The sequence below is a fragment of the Candidatus Zixiibacteriota bacterium genome, from assembly GCA_029860345.1.
In the GTDB taxonomy this organism is placed as follows: Bacteria; Zixibacteria; MSB-5A5; order GN15; family FEB-12; genus JAJRTA01.
In genome coordinates this window covers 18,399-40,582 of record JAOUBJ010000003.1, presented here as the reverse complement: position 1 = coordinate 40,582, position 22,184 = coordinate 18,399, and the positions used below count along the sequence as shown (strand labels likewise).

Below are 22,184 nucleotides of genomic sequence, written 5' to 3'. Positions count from 1 at the left end.
ATGCGTCTGGGCAAACGGCTCAAACGGGGCGCCACACTATACTTCGTGCGCGCCCTCAGTCTGGTCGTCAACTATCTGCCGCGCCGACTAGCGGTTTTTTTTGGCGCCATGACCGGATTGATCGTATGGCGTCTTTTGCCCAGAGATCGGCACCGGATATCGAGACATCTCAAAATGGTCTACGACGACCGCTTGACCGATTCGGAATGCAGGAGTATCGGACGGGGTTTCTTTGTCAAATCTGGCAAGAACCTGGTCGATCTGTTAAGGTGTCCCAAGCATTACCACACCGAGATCGCGCCGTTGATTGATGTTGAAGGTCTCGATCATTTTGATCGAGCCTATAAACGCGGCCATGGGGTCATCGGAGTTACCGGGCATATCGGGCACTTTGAACTGCTGGCCATCTACTTTGCACAGATCGGATACAAGGCATCGGCCATCGGGCGAGAGATGTACGATCCCAAACTGGACGAACTACTCGAGGCCAGGCGGCGCGCCAACGGTGTCACTATTTTTGCCACCACCGACTCACCGCGCGGTATTCTAAAATGGCTCAGAGATGGCGGCGTGCTCGGAGTTCTCATGGATGTTGATTCCATTCGTGTTCGCAGCGAGTTTGTCCCATTCTTTGGTCGGCCCGCCCTGACGCCGGTGGGGCAGACTATCGTCGGGCTGAAAACAGGTGCGGCGTTTGTGCCGGTGGCTTGTGTTCGCACCGAAAACAATCGGTATAAAATAGTCGTCAAACCGGAGATCCCGGTCGCGCCAAGCGGTGACTTTGATCGTGATGTCATCACTGTCACGGCCGCTTGCAACCGCGCCCTGGAGCCGATAATCGATCAATACCGGGATCAGTGGATATGGCTCAAAAACCGGTGGCTTACTCAACCGTCCGAGAAGACTTGACAATTGGCTGCATTTTCCGAACTTACCGGCCGATAAACGTATAAGAAGTGCTATGCGACAGATTATTGTAATATGTTTGGCAATCTGCCTGGCCGTCTTCCTGGGATGCTCCAGTCAGGATTCATCACGATCGGGACAGAACAGTTCGACCGACTCGAGTAACGTGCCGAATTCAGAACTGAGTGGAACTCGGATTATGCTGTACGACGGCGGTCGAGTTACCACTGAGATTCTCTCGGAACGGATAGTCGAGTTCGATGCAATTGACTCGTCAATGTCCTATGGTGTGCACGTGACCACCTACGACTCGCTGGGCAAGCCGGCCGGTTGGGTGATTGCCGACTCAGCTATCGTGCGTGAAAAAACAGGCAAGCTCGATCTGTTCAGCAAAGTTGTCTTGGTGAATCACCGTCAGACAAGACTCAAGACCAACTATCTACACTGGGATTCAGAAACCGACCGCATGGAAACTGAAGACTATGTCGATATCAAAAGGGGCGACGACTGGGTGACCGGATGGGGTTTGGAGGCCGACGGCAACCTCAATTGGTATCATATCAAGAAAGTCGATAAGGTCCACGGTGACCTGTCAAACATCGGCAACTTCAACGAGTAATAGTCCCGAAAACGCCGAGCCGCAGTCTTATGGGCTTTTATACAAACCCTCGTTTGGCGTCATTGCGAGGCCCGCCTTGCGTGCCGCGGCAATCTCATCTCGATGGTAACCTGCCATGCCGAGCGGAATCGAGGCATGAGATTGCCGCGCTCCTCCGCCTGCTGCGGAGTCGCTCGCAATGACGTGGAATTGGACTATTTCAACAGACCCTTATCGACGGGCTTTCTCCAGCATTCTCTTCTGACGAAGCTTACCGGCGACATCTTTTATCACCCGTAGCGATTTGCCTGTGAACGGATCCTTCTCCGTGTAGTACATCAGGGCCGAATATGTAGAGGGCAGCGGTGTGAACACCTGGACCTGCTCCGGGTTCAGTTTCAGTACTTTGCCCACGAATGACTTGAGTTCGGCCATGTGCGCATCGGAACAGCCCGGGTGGGCGGCAATCAGATAGTAGGTCAGAAACTGGTTCTTACCGGCTTGCTCGGTAGCTTCGAAAAACAGCTTACGAAACTCGATCAGTGATTGTCGGTCCGGCTTCCCCATCAGGTTGAGCACTGTGTTCTCGGAGTGTTCCGGCGCAAGTTTCATCTGTCCGGAAACATGATGCCTGACCACCTCGTGCAAGTAGCGACGACCCTCCCGCCGGTCGGCCAGCACCATATCATGCCGGATGCCCGAAGCCACCACCACCCGCTTGACACCTGTTATCTGTCGTAACCTCTGCAAAAGATCGACCTGTGGGCCATGGTTGACCGGCATGGCTCGGCAGACATCCGGATAGACACATCGTTTATTGGCGCACATCCCTTTGCTTAGTTTCTTTTGGCATTCGAAGCCGTACATGTTGGCGGTCGGGCCACCGACATCCGAGATGGTTCCCTTGAAGTCGTGACGTTTGGTCAGCCGCTTCGCTTCCCGTACCAGCGAGTCAGCCGACCGCCAGGTGACTGTCCAACCCTGATGGACGGTTATGCCGCAGAAATTACATTCCCCGTAGCAACCGCGATGACTCAGGAGCGAAAACCGAATCGTCTCCAGCGCATTGACCTTACCGAACTCTTCATAGCGGGGATGCTGGTCTTTCTGAAAGTCCAACTCATGCACACGATCCAACTGTTGCTGACTCAACGGCGGCGCCGGCGGATTTTGGATCAGGTATCGGGTGTCTTGTTTCTGGGCCAGCATTCGTCCGGTCAGATGGTCGTTGTTACGATAGAAGGTGTGGAACATTTGAGTGAACTGTTGTTTGTCATCACTGACTGACTCAAATGAAGGCAACTCATCCGCGTCCGTCGGGACTTCGTTGGCGATATAACACAATCCCTTCAAGCCGGCCACCGGTTCATTTTTTGTGATCCTGTCGGCCAACTGCACCACGCTGAAATCGGCCATGCCGTAGAGCAGGTAATCCGCCTTGGCGTCAAAAAGAACCGAACGACGGACTTTGTCGACATGGAAGTCGTAATGAGCCACACGTCTCAACGATGCCTCAACGCCACCAAGGACAATCGGTCGCGTGTTCTTGAAATACTTGCGGATCAGGTTACTGTACACGATCACGGCCCGATCCGGACGACGGTTGTTAACGCCCCCCGGCGTGAAATCATCCCGCCGTCGTTTGCGACCGGTCGCGGTGTAATTGGCCACCATCGAATCAACCGAGCCGCCGGTAACGCCCCAGAAAAGCAAGGGTTCACCAAGACGTTTCATGTCCGAGCCCGTCGCGATGTCCGGTTGTGCGATAATGCCCACTTTGTAACCGGCATCGGCCAACATGCGCCCAATCACCGCCACGCCGATAAACGGACTATCAATATAGCTGTCGCCGGTCACCAGGATAACATCGAGCTGCGACCATTTGCGCGCCTTCAGTTCGGCTTTGGTGGTGGGAAGGAAGTGGCTGGTCGGTTTGCTCATGTTGTGCTAAGCTAATCGTGTACTGTCCAGACGTTCGGCTCGACGTAGACACCTGTGTCGGCATCGCAGTCTATCTCAACCGGTGCCAGCGCTCCCGGTACGACATAATGGCCACTCTCCGGAAAACGCATCTTTGTCCATGACTGCCACTCGGCAACGGTTCCGGTGATACGCATCGCCCGTGGGCAGACTTTGACAATTCTTCCGCCCTGACGTGCATGCACTCGCAGCCAGGGATCGAAGGGTAGACCTTCATCGGTTGTCCATCGAATATATCGTTCAATCTCGGTCAGTGGATAGAGGCTTTTCGATGATGGCCGCACCGGAGCTATCAGCGTGGTCAGCCCGTGGGCGCGACCTATCTTCTTCATCTCGATAACTGCTTCGTGGCTGATACCCTTACCACGATGTTCCGGCGGCAGCATTATCTGGATGGCACAGAGGACGGTCGGTTGAACTCCGGCCTGATGATCTTTGATCCCTTTCTCAAGAGCCCAGTCCCAGCCCTCATCGGGGAGTTCCTGCGGGTCTTTGGTCCAGGCCAAGGGAACGCTGTTGCCTATGCAAAGCAGCTCACCGGACTCCTTGTCTTTGAATGCAAATTGAAACTGCGGGAGGTCGTTGTACAACTCGTCGAAATATCGAGCCACCGGATCGTGCAGCATGAACTCCGGCCAGGCAACCTGGGCCATTTGTACGTCTTGCCCCCTGAGATCGGGAGACTCTTCAACGGTGCTTACATTGTAGCGTTGCTCTGTTCTCATAGCTGGGCCGGTTTTTCCTCGATTACAGAAGTGCCGGTGGGTCCGTCAACCGTGCTCCAGGTCTCGGCAAGTCGCAATCGTCCATCCGGCAAGAGTTCAGGCGTTGACAGACACTCTCCCGATACAAACTGCCCATCGACATTCAGGTACTGCCAGATCATTTTAAGCTGGTTGTTCTGCAACACGTCGGCAAGGAGCGTCCCAAAACGCACACGACCACCCTGAAAAGTTCCCCAAACAGTGTTCCCGGTCTGGCGATAGTGAAACGTGACATCCTTAGTCAGGTCACCATCGTCATAATTGACGACACCGACAAACCATTTACCGTCGTAGGAGATATCTGTCATGCTCGATACTCTGCGATTTGTTCACGATCCATCACGCCCTCGGTATTAGTCAACGCAGGCAAGATAGGTCTTTGCAGGGTATTGTCAAGCCGAGCGCGCTCCCGGTGATGCTCCTTCATTGCTCGTCTTCAAGCCGTTATACCAATTCCCCGCCCGCCGTTTTCAAATGTAAAATGTTGCAGTTGGTCGAACGGAATGGTTAATTCCCATCGAAAGTCAGGAGATATAATGATAGAAGCTGCCAATCTTACCAAGATTTTCAAAGACCGTAAACGGGGTCAGGTCCGGGCGGTCGATTCTGTTTCCTTCCGATGCAAGCCGGCGGAAGTATACGGTTTGCTGGGACCAAACGGCGCCGGCAAAACGACTACTTTACGCCTTTTGTCTACAGCCCTCAGACCGGATTCGGGCAGCGCCGTGATAAACGGAGTCGATGTTTCAAAGGACCCGCAACAGGTGCGTTCGCAGATAGGCTTTCTATCCGGCAACACCGGGTTGTACAGTCGGCTGTCACCCAAGGAAATGGTCACCTACTTTGGACGCCTGTACGGTATGGCCCCCGCGCGCATCAAAGAGCGTATGGAAAAGATTTTCACCATGCTCGACATGCACGCTTTTGCCGACGGTCGTTGCGAGAAACTGTCCACCGGCATGAAACAAAAAGTGTCTATTGCCCGCTCCGTGATCCATGACCCCCCGGCTATGATCTTCGATGAACCGACCACCGGACTCGACGTAATCAGCTCGCGCACGATTGTCGAGTTTATCAAGCAGTGCCGCAACGAAGGCAAGACGGTCATCTTCTCGACCCACATAATGAGCGAGGCCATGAGGTTGTGCGACAAGATCGGCATTATCCACAAGGGGAAGATGTACTCAGAAGGTACCGTCGACGAAATGCTCGCGCAGACCGACACCGACAATCTCGAAAGCGCTTTCATAAAGATTGTGGGGGAATGACGATGCAGACAGCCAACGTTGTTACCATATTCAAAAAAGAAATCATCGACACTCTGCGCGACCGTCGTACCCTCATGTTCATGTTGCTGGTTCCGCTGGTGGCGATTCCCCTGCTCATGATGGGTATGTCGAAACTGATGATCAGCCAGATCAGCAAAGTGGAGCAGGAGTCATCTCGGATCGTGATTATGGGTCGTGATCAGTTACCTGCCGACTTGGAATCTATTCTTTCCTCCGACGGCGCACTCGAGTTGATGGATCCATCGACCTGGAGTGACACCAGCCTGACCGAGGCGTTGACCATGGGGTCTTTCGACGCCTTGCTGCTGGTACCGGACAGTTTCGGAATTGCGCTCACCCGGGAATCGAAGACGCGTATCGAAATCAAGTACGACCAGGCTGAGATAAGATCGGAAAAGGCGGAAGACAGGCTGACCCGGTTGCTTGAAGAGTACCAGGAGAAGCTGGTCCTGAGTCGTCTGGCCCAGCGAGAGATCAACGCCGAGATTCTCAAGCCGTTTGAGATCGAGCTCGATGACGTCGCCCCCATGCAGAAACTGGTCGGCGAACGGCTCGGCGCCATGCTGCCGTATCTGATTATCATCATGTGTTTCATGGGCGCCATGTATCCGGCTATCGATCTGGCTGCCGGCGAGAAAGAACGAGGCACCCTGGAGACACTTCTTGTATCACCGGCCACACGCGGCGAGTTCGTGGTCGGGAAATATCTGGTGATTGTCTGCACCGGCGTCATTGCCGCCCTTATGTCGCTGGGCAGTCTGATGTTTTCCATGACCTACATGGTGGATCAACTGGTGGCGCAGCTTGGTACCATGTTATCGTTGGAAATGGAGCCTAAGACAGTCCTACTGGTTCTTCTGGTGATTCTGCCTCTGGTCGGGATTTTCGCCGGGATGCTGTTATCGCTGTCGATTTTCGCCCGATCGTTCAAAGAGGCGCAGAGTTATGTCACCGTGTTGAACTTACTCATCATAATGCCGGCCTTCGTGTCTATTCTGCCCGGATTCGACCTCAACTACACACTATCGATGATCCCGGTGGTCAATGTCAGTATGATAATGAAAGAGGCTATCTCCGGGACGATCATGTGGAACTATGTGATCGTGGCGCTGGTCTCGAACTCGGTCCTTGCGGCCTTGAGTTTGGTTTTCTGCAAGAAATGGTTCGAGCGCGAGTCGGTGATTTTTAGGATGTGACACGGCCGTTATAGACCGCACGCTCGTAACCACAATGTCTGATTAGGGCTTGACGTTCTTGCCTATAGTCCACTATGTTTGGTGTAAGAAGTATGTCAGTCAGGTGTGAGCTATCAGTGATCTCCTCACAGTCGCATTTTGACTATGTTTGAATCCTACAGGTGAAAGACGAGATGGAGCAGTTGACCGAATTGCAGGACCCTTTGCTGTTAGTGTTGGTCGGTGCGGCTATCACGCTAATCGGCGTCCTAATCAACAACCTTGTCCAGGTCTGGCTGGCAAACCGTCAATCCCGAAGCTCCACCGTCAGTGTTTTCAGGACTTATGCTGATCCACTCGCCATGGCGGCTACGAACCTGCTGTGGCGCCTTGACGAAGTCTTTAATACTGAGGGTCGGGGTGTGTTCCTGAAGGGTCAGCATGTACTTTCAACGTATGGCAGTTACAAGCAAGTGAGTTCTCTGTACCGTTTGGCCTGTCTTCTTGGTTGGATGCGCGCCTTCAGACGAGAGCGCGCTTTCCTGAGATTGGTGGGGAGACGGCGGCTTCCCGATTTGGATGATGCCCTCAATTCTTTTGAGAGCGCACTGGCCGATGGACCACATGTGGAAACTGAGAGGATGACCGAACTGGCCAAACTGTGGCGCATAGAACTACCCATGGACGACGCGCAACTGCAAGGCGTTGGTACCGAAATCGAACTTGAGATCAAGACCAGTTATGCTAACCTGAAGGTCGAGAACGCCAGCGAAATGAGCGAGACGGAGCAGCTAAGCCTTTGTAATATGGCAGCCAAGAAGTTGGCACAGCTTGCCGGTAGCCAACCGCCAAGCGATGGAGTGATTCGTGAAACTCGTGAGCGCGCCGTCCGCTGCATTGCCATTCGCCAGGCTTGGCTTTATCGCGACTGGCAATCTGCCATCGGTGATCTCATGATTCAGGAAGTGTCCGGCGCCGAACGCAGGTTTGACATTATCGGCTTCGGCGTGTTTGAGTGGATGTACCAAGCCGGCGACGAGAGGGAGAGACAGTGGCTCGACCGCTTGGCGAATATCATCGACGACTTGGACGTTACCCGAACTGATATGTTTGATGCTCGAATTCAGCAACTCAGAAACACTCTGATATCAACAGCAAGAATAGTGCTCGCGCTATCAAATGTAAAATCCTATCACTCCGCAATTCCTGAATCCACGCTCGAGAAAGCACGCAGTATCGTTCCAACGTAACACAGCGATATCCGATTACGTTTCCTGACATCAAATTCACCCTTCGACTGCGCTCAGGGTGCGGTCGTTGTTACTCACACTGAGATTGTGTGCTTGAGTTGGGGTTACAGGGCGCGAAGTGCGAAAAACACGGCTTGACCGTGTCATGCTGAGCGGAGTCGAAGCATGAACAGATTTACCGAACAAGAAAACGCGGCGCATCAGGACATACACCGCGCACGTGAAAGGGTTTTGAAAGTCCCCTCTTGAGAGGGGATTCAGGGGTGTGTTATTCGCGCAACGCGCCCATTTATGGGTGGCTTGCCACTTACCGCAACAACACCATCTTGGCTGTCTCAGTGTGGTCGTCGGCCACCATGCGATAGAAATAGATACCGCTGGCCACGCCACGCCCTCCGAAATCACTACCGTCCCACGAAGCGTCATATTCGCCCGCGGACTTGACCTCATCGACAAGAACATTCACTTCCTGTCCCAGCACATTGTAGATCGTAATCGTTACATGCGAACGGCTGGCCAACGAGTAGTGAATGTTGGTCGAAGGATTGAACGGGTTCGGATAATTGTGCGACAGACTCCAACGATAGGGTGTCGCCGTCGGATCATCGTCGGCATCAAGGGCCAGAGTCGGGCTGGTGCGCACACGAATACCGACATCATCGGCAGCATAGGCGCCCAGGTCGGTCCAGGTGCCGGAGCCGCCATTGCCGCTGATATAGGTGGCACCGGTTTCACTCGATCCGTTGGCGTCGGCGACGATAGGATAGATGTAGCTGGCATTCTCGAACTTCACCACAGCGACTATATCGTCCCCGGCCGAAATCTGTGGCGGCGAACTCAACGCCACCGAGTGATACCCTGCCTGGGCATAATTGTTGTCCAGTTCGCTGGCCAGCAGAGTTGACAAACTACTGCCGTTGAAACTGTCGTAAATATATACATCGACATCGAGGGTGATATCGCTCGTCCAAAACTCAACATGCGTGATGAACTGCTGAGTTGCGATCGGAAACACGCACAGCCCCCATCCGGTAGGCGAACTGTATCCCCACTGCGACGTCCAGCCGTTGTCGTCGTAGGCCAAAAGCGAAACGCTGGCGTCGTAGTCCATATAGTCAGACATGTAAGAGGAATACTTACCGATAGAAGCCGATCCATAGGCCATATAGAAGTACCCGGCCTCGGCACCATAGTCGCAGGTGCCTCCCCAGGAGGTGCCCCAACTGTTTTTGCAAATCCAGGCGCCGGTACCACCGGAGTGCGGATGGTCGTCATCCCAGCCCACAATCAAAACAGCATGATTGATTGTCCAGGTGCCGGTATAGTACATCGCGTATCCGCCGTCGTAGTTGTTGAACTCGGTTTGGAAGGCCGGATCATTGCCATCGCCTGTGTACAGGGCTGTATAGACCGGGCCGTTGTTATATATGTGGTCTTGCAGCGTCGCTGTCGAGGGAACCGCATCGGCGGCTATGATTCGCCAACCGGTCAGCGTCTTTTGGGTGGTGCAGCCGGAATTGCAGGGGACATTGTTCGGTGTGTAAGCGTCGCAAGACTCAAGCACGGTACCGTTCTGCGAAAGGAAATTGGCTACGATCTCATAGTTGCCGCCGTTGCAAGCTGTGTTTTGGACATTGCACTCTTTCACATTATTCTCGGAGAAGTCAAAACTGCCCTCCCCCGCGATCAGCATCTTGGACTCAATGTCGGCGACGGTTGCAAACGAATAACAAGCACCGCAGGCTCCCTGGTTCTTGATCGATGTCACCTTACCGGTGGTACGCCAATCGAATCTGGCCGGCAGGGTGGCTGTGCTCTTGGCTGCGTCACCGTAGCTGTCCAGGTGTCTGAGGTCGTTGCGCGAAGGTATGAACCCCCGTCGCGGCGGCATCTCGGAGTCGCTCACCGGCCTCAGCGGAGCCAGTTGGGGAGCCTCGGACTGGGCATTCACAAAAGTGGGCGCGACCAGTACTGCCAGGACCAGTATGAAAGACGTTACAACAGTTACCATTTTGCTTGTCATTTTCTGCCTCTTTTTATTTCAGGAGTCGACATTGCTGTCGGTTGTCGCCATTTCTCTATGTTTCGACATGAAACAGCGATTCTTTAGGCCGATGTTGTGTCCTACGAACCGATTGCTCCATTTTTTCAGTAGACCTTTTGAGTATCCTCACTATATTGGGGTGAGAGTGCAATCTGCGCAGCCGGAACTACTTGCCCCAGGCTGCGACAATACCAGGCTTGTCCGAAAAGTGAAGCCAGATTGTCATACGAAGTACCGCTTGACATGATCCGAAGAGACTATTCACATTCCGGCCCGCTTTATCAGCCCACCGCTGGCGGACCACTATCCACTACGATGTCGGAGAGGAGACGACTTGAGGATGATTAGGTTAACACTGTTATTGAGCGCCCTGCTGGTCATGGCCACAACCGGTCTGGCCGGCGATCTTTACAAAGTACAACTGAATTCAGAAAGTGACGCCGAACAGTTGGCGGCCACCGGCGCGGAACCGATTGCGCGCCTCAACGACGGCTTCCTGGTAATCGCCGATGGTGATTCCCAGGAGCTTCTGAGAGCATCAGATTTGCCGCTGCTATTATTGGCTACTTCGGTCACCAAGGATGACCTGGCCCTGGACAACCGACTTGACAGTTACAACGTCGACCGGTATCCCCTGTTATACGAGGATGGTCGCATGCGTCTCTACCGGGTCAACCTTGTGCAATTGCTTGAGAGTGAGGGGCAGCCAGGCCTCAGCCCTGTTCGTAATGAACATCTGCAGATCACTTTCCACCAGCCGTCGTTGGACGACGCAATCAAAAGAGCGCCGACTCTCGAAATCGACCTCGACTCATTGATCGGGTTGGTAATACAGGACTCGCTCTACGCTCATGACAGCACTCTGCAGGCCTTCAACGGCCGGGTGGCCGGCAGTAGCAGCAACCGCGCCGCCCGCGATTGGATTGCCGGCAAGTTCACTGCGTTCGGCTATGACTCGGTGATGCTTGACACTTTTTCGGCGCCCATCAACGGCACGACGCAATGTTACAATGTCGTGGCCACCAAAGTGGGCACACGCTTTCCACATCATCATATCGTTGTCGGTGCCCACCACGATGCCGTCACCGGTTCGCCGGGCGCCGACGACAACGGCTCCGGCACCTCGGGTGTGATCGAACTGGCGCGCGTTCTCTCAGGTATCGAAACCGACATGACCTTCATTTTCGTCACCTTTGACGCAGAAGAATACGGCCTCTATGGTTCCTGGCATTATGCCGACGAAGCCTCAGCCCGCGGCGACACGATCGTCTACATGTTCAACATGGACATGATAGGTGCAATAAACAACGCCACAAATGTTACCGTACACCATGGAAGCGAAACTAACTACTCAGTCCTTTACAACCAATTGGCCGACTCACTCCTGGGTCTCACGGGGATTTTGTCGGGCAATATATCTCAGTCAGACCACTGGCCGTTTACTCAGTACGACTGGACTTCTACGTTCATAATGGAGTACAACTTTTCGCCGGTGTATCACACCTATCAGGACAGCACTACCTATATGGATTTCGTGTACATGACAAAAATGGTCAAGAGTGCGGTGGCCGTGGTCTACTATGTCAACGCCACCGAGGGACCCATGCCTTCGGTGTTGTTCAGCTATCCTTCGGGGCTCCCAAGTACCTTGCCGCCCATGCAGACAACGACGGTTGAAGTTGCTCTGACCGGCAAGTACGGTGGAACCCCGGTGGCCGGTAGTGGCATGCTGTATTACGATGTCGATGATCATGGCTGGGCGTCGTCGGCCATGACCGAGACGTCGCCGAATCTCTATGAAGCCACGCTTCCGGCGGCACCATGCGACAGTCGCGTGAAGTACTATTTCAGTGCCGAAGAAGCCGAGATGGGTACTCAGTACGATCCCAGTCCGTCCAATCCATACCGCGCCACGGTAGCCACCGATGTGGTCGTAATCGTCGCTGACAATTTCGAGACGGATCAGGGTTGGACGGCGGCTGTACAAGGCGCTTCCAGCGGGCAGTGGCAGCGCGGTACTCCCGTCAATGATCCGGACTGGTCCTACGATCCGGCCACCGACGGCGACGGCAGCGGGCAGTGCTATCTTACTCAGAACCAAATGGGCAACACCGATGTCGACGACGGTTCGGTTAGTCTCAGTTCGCCTGTCTTTGACCTCTCGCAAGGTGGCTTCTTTGAATATGATTACTATCTGAAACTCACCAACGAAGGCGGCTTTGTCGACCGTCTTCTCGTGGAGATTTCTTCCGATGGCGGCGGGTCCACCTGGACCGAGGTTACGCGACATGACATTGACGGCGGATCGACATGGCATCATGTCAACATTGATGAACTCGACTTGGCCGGCCTGGGTGTCTCACTGACGTCCAACATGGTCGTTCGTTTCACGGCCAACGATGCAGACCCGCAGTCTATCGTCGAGGCCGGCGTGGATGGTTTTAATGTGACCCGCTACGACTGCGAATTATTATATCTCTGTGCCGACATCGATGCCGACGGGGCGGGACCGAACATCGCCGATTTGGTCTACCTGGTCGACTATATGTTTAACTCTGGACCGGCGCCGCAGTATCCGGAATCGGCTGATTTTGACGGCGATGATCAGATTACGATTGCAGATTTGGTGACGTTGGTGGATTTCATGTTCAACGACGGCCCCGCGCCGGTTTGCTTTTGAACCGAACATGAGGGCGGCAAGTAGAAGCCACCTGTGGCCGTCCTCGTCTGCCCCTTGACACACATGGACAGACTATCATGTAGGTCGAAACCCCTGGCCCGAAGGGATGCCGAAGGCAGGTTTCGACGTAGGCGTGCATGTGGGCGGCAGGTAGAAGCCACCTGTGGCCGTCCTCGTCTGCCCCTTGATACACCACGGCGGAGCCCCTTGGAGGGTTCCGCCCAACTTGACTGAGCACCCACCCACCTCACCCTGAGCGTCGGGTGGCCGTCTCAAACCTTGTTTGGGACGGAGAAGACAAGAGTCACCCCCAAACCGGGTTTGAGGGTGCCACCCAACGACGTTCATGGTTCGACTCCGCTCACCATGACACGGACAAGCCGTGTGCTTGTGGCTTCGCCACGCGGGGAAGTGAGGCGCCTAGCGCAAAAAACGGGCTTGTTTATCACCCTGAGCGTCGGGTGGCCGTCTCAAACCTCGTTTGGGACGGAGAAAACAAGAGTCACCCCCAAACCGGGTTTGAGGGTGCCACCCAACGATGTTCATGGTTCGACTCCGCTCACCAAGAGGTTGTACGCGAAGCGCAAGTAACCCATTTATGGGTGGCTCGCCACCCGCGCAAAAACACTTGCGCCGTGGGCTGGTCCGGTTATATTTGGACGCGGTTTGAGGGCTTTTTGCCCTAGGTCGCCGGTTCTTTGATGTGATCTGGAATTTACGTCTGTCAATAAGACAGATTTATCTGTTGTGCGCCGCTAGCTCAGTTGGTAGAGCAGCTGACTCTTAATCAGCGGGTCCGGGGTTCGAATCCCTGGCGGCGTATTTTTTTTATGGATATCTGAGGGGGCGGAAGCAATTATCCAGCAATATAACTTACGCCTTTGGGATCGGATCATTACTTAGGGATTATGCTTATGCACACGAGAGCGTATTACCACAAACTGAGAGCGGTCTACACACCACGCCGACCGAAACTTGTCATCATCGCCGAGTCTCCACCGGCGTCCGGTAAGTACTTCTATGATCTTACCGGACGAGTAACGGAACCCCTGCTGCGGGCTGTGATGCGCGATATCCTGGGAATCTCACCCGACTCCAAGGAAGAGGGACTAACTAAGTTCGCCCGAGCCGGTTTCCTGTTGGTCGATGCTACATACACGCCGGTGAACAAGTCGTTTGCACCAAAGGAACGAAATGCAAAGATACTGAAAGACTATCCGCTTCTCGTGAAGGATCTGAAGAGACTGCTCCCAAAAAGGAACACCAGGATTCTACTGATCAAGGCCAATATCTGCCGTTTGCTTGATACCCGACTTCAGGCTGACGGATTCAATGTTATCAATCGCGGTGTCGTCGTGCCTTTCCCTGCTTATGGACAACAGGTCAGGTTTCGGGAGGCGGTTAAAGCCCTTTTAGGGACGTAGTGGAATTAGAACTGTTCGATATCAACAAATCATCAGTTCCCAGGGAACAGGCTTGCCTGACCAAATCACCCCTCCAACTTTTCCGCGTCATCTTTGGGTATCTTTTGTCTTCCCGCCTCCCGCAACGCCTTGCGCAGAAGGAATTCGATATGCCCGTTCACGCTACGCAACTCATCGTCGGCCCATCTGCGCAACTCTCGAAGCACTTCCGTATCTACCCTGATGAGAAATGACTTCTTCTGCGCCATGACTACTGATACATGGTCCCGGTGTTTATGACCGGTTGCGTCGATGTTTCACCACACAGAACGACCAGGAGATTGGACACCATGGAAGCCTTGCGTTCGTGATCGAGTTCGATAATCTGCTTTTTCGAAAGAGAATCCAGAGCCATCTCCACCATGCCAACCGCGCCTTCGACTATCAACGTCCGGGCCGCGATGATAGCGCCGGCCTGTTGCCTGCGCAACATCGCCTCGGCAATCTCCGGGGCATAAGCCAGGTGACTGATTCTGGCCTCCAGAACCTCAACACCCGCCTGCTCCAGACGCGCCTGAATCTCTTCGCGGAGTTTGTCGGATATCTGTGCCGTACTCCCGCGAAGTGACAGGACGGTGTCGTCGCTTGAATCATACGCGTATTGAGTGGCCAGATTGCGGACAGCAGCCTCGCTCTGGATCTTGACAAATGCCTCGTAACTATCAACCTCAAAAATCGCCTCGGCTGTGTCGACAACTTTCCAAACCACGATCGATGCGATCTCAATCGGGTTGCCGCCGATATCATTGACTTTCATTTGGCCTGTCTCGAAATTCCTGACCCTGAGGGAAACGCGTTTTTTACTATAGAGCGGGTTAGCCCATCTGAGTCCCTGCTGGCTGGTCGTGCCAATATACTTGCCGAAGAGTTGAAGAACACGGGCCTCATTGGGATTGACAAAAAACAAACCGGCTATCAGGAATAGATCGATCAGTATTCCAACGCCGGATGCGATCCTGACCCACATGGGACCATCTACTGTTACAAAGTAGGTCACCACGGCCATTATGGCGAGAAGAATGAAGAGGGCGGCCCATCCAGATACCGAGTTAAACTTGCGTTCTGTGATCATGGTATTTCTCCTTAAAAAGTGATATCATATTGATATTATAATGATATTACGGAGATTAGGCAAGGAAGTTTCCGGTTTTCTATAGGGCAGTGGTTGTTTCCCGGTCCTATTCGTCTAATTTGTTGATAGTCTGTATGTTATCACCCCGGGCGCCGAACATACAGAGTGGACTTTATTTCGGACGGGCTTCAAGACATAACTGATGAGAACTACCGACCTGCCGGCTGGATCGAGTCAGGGAGCATCTGCACGTGATGCTTGTCCTGACCGCAAGGCTAAAACCATGATGGTGGTTTCCACCAACTCTTCCGCAAGAAAGGCCAGCCCAAAGTAGATCGGCCATTTGGTTGAGAAACTGATACCGGCCGCTATGAAGATAACACTGGTTGTAATAATGATCCCTCTGATTCCCCGAACCACGTGAATCGTCTGTGACGGATTGTCGGTTTGGGTCAAGCCGCAACGCAGGTTTACAATACCGCGCACCGCAAAGAAGACAGCCACTGTCAGCAATCCACAAGCTGAGATAATATTGACTGGTTGTTGAAAGAAGAATTGCATCATCACTCAATCCTGACAGTTAAGCTATGCTACCATCAAAACAGTTCGGCAGCCACGTTGGTTCCGATCGGATGACCGATCAGTAATGGAGCGCTTCTTTTTACCCTTCCAATCTGCGAGTCTCGTGGATCAGGCTTGCCGGTTCAAGCCCTTGGGGGACCGTTTTCTTGTCGGTGTCTGAGGGGTCGGCGGGCTGCAGTTCTTGTTGAGTCCTGCAACCACAGGCCCTTGGTCGCGTAGATATAGTCGTGGCGGTGAACGATTGAATGGCTGAGGGAAATTATGCAACATCCAAATGATGAGAAAGATAGCCAAACTGACACAGGCACAAAAGCATTACCCCTGCTATCGCTAGGTTTTCTTGTCGTTGGCTCGGTTGGATATTTCTCATTGCAACGCGATCTCTGGGCATTTTATTTCTTTGCACATTTGGGCGCGTTGGGAGTTATGGGGTTGTGTGGTAGTGCGGCCGGCCTTTTGGCTCGATATAGGAATCGGAGTTTTTGGAGAGCGTTTTCGCTGGGTTTCTTGCTACCGATAATCTCAGGTGTTGTTGCTGTTCTGATATTTCTGTGGGGTGTGAACGGCCAACTGTATTGTGGAGGCTCGGTGAGTCTCATCGTGGCAGCCGTGACACTGATATGCTATCTGTTGGCAAAGAAGACGCCGTTTAAGTCGGGGCAATCTGGTTGACAACCTAAGCCCGCAGGAAGTCAGCCATTGTTCACTCCAGCGTCCACTTCTGCATGACAGTTTTTGGTAGAATCACTTCCCACTCCACCATTGTTTGTTTTTCCGGTTCACCGAGCGGCGGGCGATTGGGGAACATGTGCATAAGATCGTTGTTTTCGGTGGATTCTTGGTCTGTTGCCTACCGCAGTGAGCGTATCAAGTTAGCAATTATGCCACGCAACAAACAGGGAGAGTCCGCCAGTGATGATATTGGCCGAGCACCACCCGACTCGCAAGCTATTGCTGAAGAACTGATGCCCGGACTTGCGTCTATTTGCTTCCCAAAACCAGGCGTTGAGCCCATGGTAAACCAATACTGCACCCGGTATCCAGGTCAGCCTGAAAGCCCACTGTGCACCCAGCAACAATCCTACACCGGCAAGCCCATAGGTCCAGCCGATCAGCACATCCGCCACAGCCGTTCCGTGCTCATACACTTTGTGTTCTGGTAGCATTACCTGTTCCTGCAGACCCATCCTGGTGGCCAGGCCCCAATTGACCACGGAAATCAGTTGACCCAACCAATGGAAAATGAACCCTACTATCAAAACTAACACACCTGTCAAGATCGTGAGCCACTCTGGAGTCATACTCATATCGACCTCCTCGATTTTTGTCGTTGACCACGTCTCCGACTACAACTCAGAGGTAACCCACTGTTAAAGTAAGAACCACAACAATATCGATGGTTACCCAGCGAGCCCCATAGACAAAGCTGCGCCAGTTAGAAGACCTGATCGACTTTTAGTGAGAGGCAGGTTATGTGGCAGCCGGAACAACGGATTGCGGAAACTGTTGCCCATATTATGAGTCCGTGTTACCGTATTTGGAAATCAACCAGCGAGGTGAACCTATGTCACTCAAAATGTTTGTCTTATCCGTTGTGTCAGTCCTTTTGTTGGGCATAGCTATTGCCAACGCCCAGGGTCCCGATGGGACCCAATTCACAAGCGTCAAGGCAGCCGAGAATATTTACATGCTTCAGGGTAACGGGGGGAACATCGGGCTGTTTACAGGCGAGGATGGTGTCTTTCTTATCGACGATCAGTTTGCGCCGTTGCACGAGAAGCTTATCGCTCAGATCAAAAAACTCTCAGGCAGTGCCGACATTGATCTGGACAACGCCTTCCTGATCAACACGCATTTCCATCGCGATCACACCGGCGGCAACGAACTGTTGGGGAAGTCCGGAACACTGATCGTGGCGCATGAAAAAGGACGGCAGCGTTTGACCACGGAGTCGTATGTGCCGTTTTTTGATTCGCGTAACCCGGCCATACCCAAAGCCGGTCTACCGGTGATAACGTTCAGTGAAAACATGACCTTCCATCTAAACGGCGACAGCGTCCGGGTGGTGCATGTCGGAAGTGCACATACCGACGGCGATGCTTTCGTGCACTTCACCAAAGCCAATGTCATCCACGCCGGCGATATTCTGTTTTTGCAAACCTATCCCTTTATTGACCTCGACAACGGCGGCTCGGTGGCCGGTGTCATCGAGGGAACCGAAACGCTCCTGGCTATTTCTGATGACAGGACAAAGATCATTCCAGGTCACGGAAATATGACCGACCGAGCCGGGTTGGTAAGCTATCACAAAATGCTGACCACCACCTACGAGGCCGTGCGTCAGTTGGTCAAGGCGGGGCATTCGCTTGAGCAGATTCAATCATCCAAACCGACCGCTGAGTTTGACGGCGAGTTTGAGGGGTTTGTCTCGGGGGAGGACTTTGTCGGGTTGTTGTACCGTGATCTGACCGAGTAAGCGCAGGGCCGGGACACTCGGGTGTTGTCCGGCAACAGACGTCTGTTGATGAAGTCCTAGCCCGCGTCATTGCTGGCGACTCCGCCATGGGCGGAGAGCGCGGCAATCTCCTGCCTCGACTCCGCTCGGCATGACAAGAGTGTAACGAAATGAGATTGCCACACCCGCCTTAGGCGGGTACGCAATGACGGCTCTGTGGTTTTGTCGACACTCCCTGTCGTGGGGGACAAGACCCACCGCAACTGCTAAGCCGACTTGCTCAACCAACCCACAGGTCCACCATCCCAGACTCATGTTCCACGTTACCGGGGCCGACAACAGTTGTATGCCCTCAAAACACCTGGACAGAGGGCGAAACCACGTTATATTGTGTGAAACATAGTTTGACTTACCCGTATTCGTACAATCCTGACCGAGAAATCTGTCTAAAAGCAGGAGAACACCATGCATCGCAGCGGTCCGACCACCACTATCGCCAGCTTAATAGTCGTGTTGACTCTCGTCCTCTTAGTATCCGGCTCATTGACGGCGTCCACCCCCCACAAGATTAGTTACCAGGGCAGGCTGACACAAACCGACGGTACGCCGGTTGCCGACGGACCTTATACGGTGACGTTCACGATTTACGACGACCCCGCAGTCGGTGCATCCAAATGGACCTCAGCGCGACCGGTCGACGTGATTAACGGTTTGTTCGCAATTGTGCTCGGCGACCTTATCCCGATTCCGGATTCGGTCTTCAATGGTGACCCCCGGTATCTCGGTATCTCTGTCGATAGCGGACCGGAAGGAACCCCTCGTGTCCCGTTGGTGGCGGTGCCCTACTCCTATCACGCGCTCACCTCAGACACGGCGCGGCTTTCGGAGTCGGCCCTCTTGTCGTTGCAGGCTGTGAACTCAGACAGCGCCGGCTTTGCCGATCATGCGATTCATGCCGACACGGCCGGGTATGCCCTGGCCGCGGCGGGAGGAAGCGGAGCGTGGGTGGACGATGGTGCCGTGGTGCGTTTGACCACCGGCGGCGATTCGGTGGGTATCGGAACCACGACTCCTCGTGCCAAACTGGATGTGGCCGGGAATCTGTGGGCCACGGGTACTACCAACTTCGGTACCGACAATCTGGTGCAGGGAGCGGGTGCTTTGGTGGCCGGTACCAGCGACACAGCCAACGGTGAGGGTGCCTCGGTGACCGGCGGTCAGGCCAATTCAGCAATCGGTATCGGCGCGCACGTTGGCGGCGGCTTCACTAATAAGGCATCCGGACCGGTTGCGAATATTGCCGGCGGCGCCGACAATGTGGCCACGGACACAGGTGCAACAGTTGGCGGCGGTACTTTTAATCGAGCCTATGGCGTATACAGCACGATTTCCGGCGGCGGCGGTGAGGCTGTTCAATTTCGCAACGAAGCTCAGGGAAACCACTCCACGGTTGGCGGAGGTACCGGCAACCTCGCCGGATCGACCTACGCCACTGTCGCGGGTGGTCGAATAAACATCGCCATGGGCAGTTCGTCTACTGTCGCTGGGGGTACTTCGAATATCGCCGAAGGGAACAGCTCGACTGTTGGTGGTGGCGCCGCCAACGAAGCTCGCGGTACTCATTCCACGGTCGGCGGCGGTGGGGAGAATCTCGCGCGTGGTGATTTTTCCACGATCGCCGGGGGGGGCGGCCCGAATCAGGGCGACTCCAATTCCACTCAAGGGGCGCGATCAACCATCGGTGGCGGATCGGGCAACAAAGCCTTCGGTTTTCTTTCGACGATATCCGGCGGCTCCGGCAACAGAGCCACGGGAGTCGGTGCAACCATCAGCGGTGGCGACGCCAACATTGCCTCTGACACCGGCGCAGTAGTATCCGGTGGTTTGGCCAACCGGGCCACGGGAGCTTTCTCGGTTGTAGCCGGAGGAGGTGGGACAGATCCTGCCGACAGTAATTCTGCCAGTGGAAAGTGGTCGGTAGTCGGCGGTGGTATGAACAACTCTTCGTCCGGCAACGGGGGGGCAATCGGCGGCGGCTACAACAATCGGGCTGACTCCGAATATGTTTTTGTCGGCGGTGGCAATGGTAACTATGCGCAGAGAAGAGGGGCCGCTATAAGCGGTGGCGAAGGTAACGTCGCGACCGGTTTTATGTCATCGATCAGTGGAGGTCAGGCAACGGAGGCTTCGGGCGATTACGCCGTTGTCGGGGGTGGACACTATAATTGGGCGCAGGGTGATTACTCAGTCGTATGCGGTGGTGGCGGCCCCGGTTTGCCGTCAGGCTTTTATGCCAACAGAGCCAATGGACCCTATGGATTCATCGGTAGTGGGTCGGCCAACACTGCCGATAGTACCCATTCCTCGGTTGTCGGCGGGGCGGACAACCATGCCGGCGGCGACTACAGTTTTGTCGGTGGAGGAGTCTATGATTCCGCCCTTGGTGTGGAGTCTGCGGTTTTGGGCGGAAACACCAATGTCGCCAGCGGGGCAGGAAGCAGTGTACTTGGCGGTATGTTTAATACCGCTTCGGGAAATGTCTCTGTTGCGGCAGGAAGATCAGCCAAGGCCGTTCACCATGGGGCCTTTGTCTGGGCAGACAATGGCGTGGGGGACTTTTCCTCGGGTCAAACCAACGAGTTTGCCATCAGAGCCGAAAACGGATTCAGAATTCTCGCCGACAACGGCACCTATGGCGCGCAGATCGAAAACCTGGGCAACGGCGACGCACTGAGAGTGGCAGGACATGTCTCTCAAAACGAAGCCTGGGCTGCTATCTATGCCACCAACACCGGAAGCAGCCCAACGATGTCGATATGGCCCGGCACCGGCAAGGCGGCCAAATTCTTTGGTGACGTTGAAGTCACCGGGGTTTTCACAAATGGAGGGAGCGCCACAAAAATAGATCACCCTGTTGATCCAGATAACCGGTATCTCTCACACAGTCTTGTCCAGTCCCCGGAAATGATGAATGTCTATAACGGCAATGTCGTGTTGGACGTAAGCGGTGAAACGACTGTGACAATGCCGGACTATTTCGAAGCGCTCAATCGTGACTATCGATATCAGTTGACCTGCATTGGCGGCTACGCACCGGTGTATATTGCCGATGAAATCCGCAATAACAGTTTCCGTATCGCCGGAGGATCGCCCGGCCTCAAGGTTTCCTGGACGGTTACCGGCGTGCGTCAGGATGCGTGGGCCAAGGCTCATCGAATTCCGGTCGAGACCGACAAGAGTCAAGCTGAGCGTGGCAAGTATCTATATCCGGAAGAGCATGGCATGCCCGCCTCGTCGGCAGTGGTGGCGAGAGAAAAGTAGGGCGGGTCCTTCTTCGCCTGCGCGCCGCGGCGTGAACCCGCCAATTATGTGGGTGGTAGTCAATTCTTCACTTGCAGTAGGTCAGGACCCCTGTCCCGTCGGGTGGCCGTCTCAAACCTTGTTTGGGACGGATATTGGCACAATAGGTTCATCCTTCGACTCCGCTCAGGATGAGGTTGCAAACGCACGAGGTGCAAAATCAGTCCGGCCACCCACTGAGTCTGAAGACTCAGCGCGGAGAGCGAGAAACACGGCTTTACCCTGTCACCCTGAGCGCAGTCGAAGGGTGAGATTGCAGCAGATGTGGACATCTGCCGTTCACGGGGGTGTTATGTGGGCGGCAGACGTCCTCGTCTGCACCGGTTTCCCGCGGCGCATGAGGACAAACACCGCGCACACAATTTATACAGATGGATTCCCGCCTTCGCGGGAATGACAAAGTGTGGGTTCATCCTTCGACTCCGCTCAGGATGAGGTTGTAAACGCACGAGGTGCAAAAACAGGCTCGCCGTCACCCCCAAAGCGGCTTTGAGGGTGCCACCCATCGGCCGGACGTCCGGCCACCTACTGAGTCTGAAGACTCAGCGGACACAATACGCGGCGCA

General features: G+C 54.3%; 17 protein-coding genes and 1 tRNA gene. 10 read left to right on the top strand and 8 right to left on the bottom strand.

Features of this window, described 5'->3' with window-relative positions:
* Entirely contained in the window at positions 1–909 is a 909-nt protein-coding gene (locus OEV49_03855) for a lysophospholipid acyltransferase family protein (GenBank protein ID MDH3890194.1), read from the top strand.
* A gap of 52 nt (positions 910–961) precedes the next feature.
* Entirely contained in the window at positions 962–1,525 is a 564-nt protein-coding gene (lptC, locus tag OEV49_03850) for an LPS export ABC transporter periplasmic protein LptC (GenBank protein ID MDH3890193.1), read from the top strand.
* 210 nt (positions 1,526–1,735) lie between these two features.
* Here the strand turns inward: lptC and OEV49_03845 are convergent, their stop codons facing one another.
* From OEV49_03845 to OEV49_03835, 3 genes are read right to left on the bottom strand one after another with little or no spacing between them, the layout of a single operon-like run.
* On the bottom strand, positions 1,736–3,445 hold the full coding sequence (locus tag OEV49_03845; GenBank protein ID MDH3890192.1) for a YgiQ family radical SAM protein: 1,710 nt from the start codon (positions 3,443–3,445) through the stop codon (positions 1,736–1,738).
* Positions 3,446–3,456: 11 nt separating this feature from the next.
* The gene (locus tag OEV49_03840) at positions 3,457–4,209 is read right to left on the bottom strand and encodes a hypothetical protein (protein ID MDH3890191.1); all 753 of its coding nucleotides are present in this window, start codon (positions 4,207–4,209) and stop codon (positions 3,457–3,459) included.
* Positions 4,206–4,556, bottom strand: coding sequence for a n-acetylglutamate synthase (locus OEV49_03835; protein ID MDH3890190.1), 351 nt, complete (start codon positions 4,554–4,556; stop codon positions 4,206–4,208). The genes OEV49_03840 and OEV49_03835 overlap by 4 nt, the downstream gene beginning before the upstream one ends.
* A gap of 228 nt (positions 4,557–4,784) precedes the next feature.
* Here OEV49_03835 and OEV49_03830 point away from each other — a divergent pair, with 228 nt between their 5' ends.
* From OEV49_03830 to OEV49_03820, 3 genes are all read left to right on the top strand, one after another.
* A complete protein-coding gene (locus tag OEV49_03830; GenBank protein ID MDH3890189.1) occupies positions 4,785–5,516 on the top strand; it encodes an ATP-binding cassette domain-containing protein in 732 nt (243 codons plus the stop codon).
* Positions 5,517–5,518: 2 nt separating this feature from the next.
* A complete protein-coding gene (locus OEV49_03825) occupies positions 5,519–6,733 on the top strand; it encodes an ABC transporter permease subunit (protein ID MDH3890188.1) in 1,215 nt (404 codons plus the stop codon).
* 161 nt (positions 6,734–6,894) lie between these two features.
* Positions 6,895–7,962 carry a hypothetical protein gene (locus OEV49_03820; protein MDH3890187.1) on the top strand — a complete coding sequence of 356 codons (1,068 nt, stop codon included), beginning with the start codon at positions 6,895–6,897 and terminating at the stop codon, positions 7,960–7,962.
* A 307-nt stretch (positions 7,963–8,269) separates the two neighbouring features.
* Here the strand turns inward: OEV49_03820 and OEV49_03815 are convergent, their stop codons facing one another.
* Positions 8,270–9,985 (bottom strand): lectin like domain-containing protein, encoded by a 1,716-nt coding sequence (locus OEV49_03815; GenBank protein ID MDH3890186.1) that lies wholly within the window; start codon positions 9,983–9,985, stop codon positions 8,270–8,272.
* Between the two features lie 361 nt (positions 9,986–10,346).
* On the opposite strand from OEV49_03815, the gene OEV49_03810 reads away from it, so the two are divergent.
* The 3 genes from OEV49_03810 (at position 10,347) to OEV49_03800 (ending at position 14,110) form a co-directional block, all read left to right on the top strand.
* On the top strand, positions 10,347–12,686 hold the full coding sequence (locus tag OEV49_03810) for a M28 family peptidase (protein ID MDH3890185.1): 2,340 nt from the start codon (positions 10,347–10,349) through the stop codon (positions 12,684–12,686).
* A 749-nt stretch (positions 12,687–13,435) separates the two neighbouring features.
* A tRNA-Lys gene (locus tag OEV49_03805) sits at positions 13,436–13,508 on the top strand.
* A gap of 92 nt (positions 13,509–13,600) precedes the next feature.
* Positions 13,601–14,110, top strand: coding sequence for a hypothetical protein (locus OEV49_03800; protein MDH3890184.1), 510 nt, complete (start codon positions 13,601–13,603; stop codon positions 14,108–14,110).
* A gap of 65 nt (positions 14,111–14,175) precedes the next feature.
* On the opposite strand, the gene OEV49_03795 is transcribed toward OEV49_03800, so the two are convergent.
* From OEV49_03795 to OEV49_03780, 4 genes are all read right to left on the bottom strand, one after another.
* Positions 14,176–14,358, bottom strand: coding sequence for an Arc family DNA binding domain-containing protein (locus tag OEV49_03795; GenBank protein MDH3890183.1), 183 nt, complete (start codon positions 14,356–14,358; stop codon positions 14,176–14,178).
* Between the two features lie 2 nt (positions 14,359–14,360).
* Positions 14,361–15,221 carry an SPFH domain-containing protein gene (locus OEV49_03790; GenBank protein ID MDH3890182.1) on the bottom strand — a complete coding sequence of 287 codons (861 nt, stop codon included), beginning with the start codon at positions 15,219–15,221 and terminating at the stop codon, positions 14,361–14,363.
* Between the two features lie 234 nt (positions 15,222–15,455).
* Positions 15,456–15,785, bottom strand: a complete 330-nt coding sequence (locus tag OEV49_03785; protein ID MDH3890181.1) for a hypothetical protein — start codon at positions 15,783–15,785, stop codon at positions 15,456–15,458.
* 890 nt (positions 15,786–16,675) lie between these two features.
* Positions 16,676–17,110, bottom strand: coding sequence for a hypothetical protein (locus OEV49_03780; protein MDH3890180.1), 435 nt, complete (start codon positions 17,108–17,110; stop codon positions 16,676–16,678).
* 257 nt (positions 17,111–17,367) lie between these two features.
* Here OEV49_03780 and OEV49_03775 point away from each other — a divergent pair, with 257 nt between their 5' ends.
* Positions 17,368–18,279 carry an MBL fold metallo-hydrolase gene (locus OEV49_03775; GenBank protein MDH3890179.1) on the top strand — a complete coding sequence of 304 codons (912 nt, stop codon included), beginning with the start codon at positions 17,368–17,370 and terminating at the stop codon, positions 18,277–18,279.
* 444 nt (positions 18,280–18,723) lie between these two features.
* Positions 18,724–21,579 carry a hypothetical protein gene (locus tag OEV49_03770; GenBank protein MDH3890178.1) on the top strand — a complete coding sequence of 952 codons (2,856 nt, stop codon included), beginning with the start codon at positions 18,724–18,726 and terminating at the stop codon, positions 21,577–21,579.
* The last annotated feature ends 605 nt before the right edge of the window (positions 21,580–22,184 follow it).